This window comes from Candidatus Thiosymbion oneisti (genome assembly GCF_900092655.1).
GTDB lineage: Bacteria > Pseudomonadota > Gammaproteobacteria > Chromatiales > Chromatiaceae > Thiosymbion > Thiosymbion oneisti.
The window spans coordinates 1-2,003 of sequence record NZ_FLUY01000290.1 but is presented as its reverse complement, the minus strand read 5'-3'; the positions used below and the strand labels follow the sequence as shown (position 1 = coordinate 2,003).

Sequence of the window (2,003 nt, the reverse complement as noted above, 5' to 3'; positions counted from 1 at the left end):
CGTTTGGCAAACGAGGCGCTCGGCGGCGAGATCGGTATTCATGAATATCCCGGCGGCATGATCTTTTCCGCCGGTGAAGCGCCGCTCTTGTACCAGGATAACGAAATCGGGCAGCCGCCCCTGGTTTACGGGCCGGTCGCCAGATTGCTCAAGCCGTTACGGACCAGTGAGCCTTGGGGTTCATGGGGCCTGCCGGAGGAGGAGTGCCTGGATTGGCTCGCGCGATTCGATTTTTGAACAGATTCGGTTTGGAGCAGCAGACAATGCCTGCTTAGTATATGATCATGCGATACCTGAAACCTACGCGCTCTTTGCGGTTCAAACTGTCCCGCGGTGAGAACATGTGAGCAACACTGACGTCTGGAAAACCGCCACCGAGGTCGAGACCTGCATCCAAGGCATGGGCAACGATCTGGCGACCCTGCTGGAGGTACGGCAGATCGACAAGCCCCTGATGATCGGTGTCCACACCGGCGGGGTCTGGCTGGCGCAATGCCTGCATGATCAGATCGCCCTCACCGATCCCTTGGGCCAGCTCGACATCTCCTTCTACCGCGACGATTTCACCCGCATCGGCATGCATCCGCAAGTGCGCCCCTCCCGGCTCCCGGTGCCGGTGGACAACCGCCATATCATCCTGGTAGACGACGTGCTGCAGACCGGGCGCACCATTCGCGCCGCCCTGAACATCCTGTTCGACTATGGTCGACCGGCTTCAGTCCTGTTGGCTACCCTGGCCGAGCGCGACGGCCGAGAGCTGCCGATCGAGCCTAACTTAGTGGGATTACGGGCCCGTCTTGAGCCCGGACAACAGATCAAGCTCACCGGTCCGGACCCGCTCCAGCTCGTCCTGGGCCGGATACCACCGGGACGCGGTGGGAACAATGGGCCGGCGGCAGCGTCGTCATGACCCTATCCGATATCCAGCTCGACGGGCGGGGAAACCTCAAGCACTTCCTCACCATCGAGGGCTTGAGCCGTGAGCTTTTGACCGAGATCCTGGACCAGACCGAAGGCTTTCTCGGGGTTGCCGAGCAGGCGGTCAAGAAGGTCCCCCTGTGCCGAGGCAAGATCGTCGCCAACCTCTTTTTCGAGACCAGCACCCGCACCCGCACTACCTTCGAACTCGCCGCCAAGCGGCTTTCCGCGGATGTGCTCAACCTCAATATCGATACCTCGGCCACCGCCAAGGGGGAAACCCTGCTCGATACCCTGCGCAACCTGGAGGCCATGCACGTGGACATGTTCGTGGTGCGCCACGCCGTGAGCGGCGCGGCCCACTTCATCGCCGAACATGCGAATCCCCACATCAGCATCATCAATGCCGGCGATGGTCGCCATTCCCACCCCACCCAGGGGATGCTGGACATGTTTACCATCCGCCGACACAAGGGGGATTTCACTGATCTGTGCGTGGCCGTGGTCGGGGACATCTTGCACTCGCGGGTGGCGCGCTCTCAGCTCCTGGCGTTGAATACCCTCGGAGCCGGCGAGGTCCGCGTCATTGCCCCGCGGACCCTGATCCCCACCCATATGGAGACGCTGGGGGTCCGGGTCTTCCATGATCTGCGCGAAGGGGTGCGGGATGCCGACGTCATCGTCATGCTGCGCCTGCAGCGCGAACGGATGCGGGGGGCCATGCTCCCGAGTGAGCACGAGTACTTTCAGCTCTTCGGCCTCACCGAGGAGCGACTCAGTACCGCCAAACCGGACGCCATCGTCATGCATCCCGGACCCATCAACCGGGGGGTGGAGATGGCCTCCCAGGTGGCCGACGGCCGGCGCTCGGTGATCCTGGAGCAGGTCAGCAACGGCATCGCGGTCCGTATGGCGGTCATGTCCATGTGCATCGGGACCCAGAATCTGCACGCCCAGGAAGAAACACGGGGGTGACGGAACCGGAGGCTGTCGACATAGGTCTGAACCTGATAAGTGATAAGTGATAAGTGATAAGTGATAAGTGATAAGTGATAAGTGATAAGTGATAAGTGATAAGTGATAAG

At 61.3% G+C, this 2,003-nt stretch carries 3 protein-coding genes; all 3 read left to right on the top strand.

Annotation, left to right across the window (positions count from 1 at the left end; translation table 11 throughout):
• Window positions 1-237, top strand: a 237-nt coding sequence (locus BQ17_RS02610; protein ID WP_141699052.1) for a type VI immunity family protein, incomplete at its 5' end; no start/stop codon positions are given.
• A gap of 106 nt (window positions 238-343) precedes the next feature.
• Window positions 344-910 (top strand): bifunctional pyr operon transcriptional regulator/uracil phosphoribosyltransferase PyrR, encoded by a 567-nt coding sequence (pyrR, locus tag BQ17_RS02605; RefSeq protein ID WP_089724164.1) that lies wholly within the window; start codon window positions 344-346, stop codon window positions 908-910.
• Window positions 907-1,893 (top strand): aspartate carbamoyltransferase catalytic subunit, encoded by a 987-nt coding sequence (locus BQ17_RS02600; RefSeq protein WP_089724163.1) that lies wholly within the window; start codon window positions 907-909, stop codon window positions 1,891-1,893. Before pyrR ends, BQ17_RS02600 begins: the two co-directional genes overlap by 4 nt.
• The last annotated feature ends 110 nt before the right edge of the window (window positions 1,894-2,003 follow it).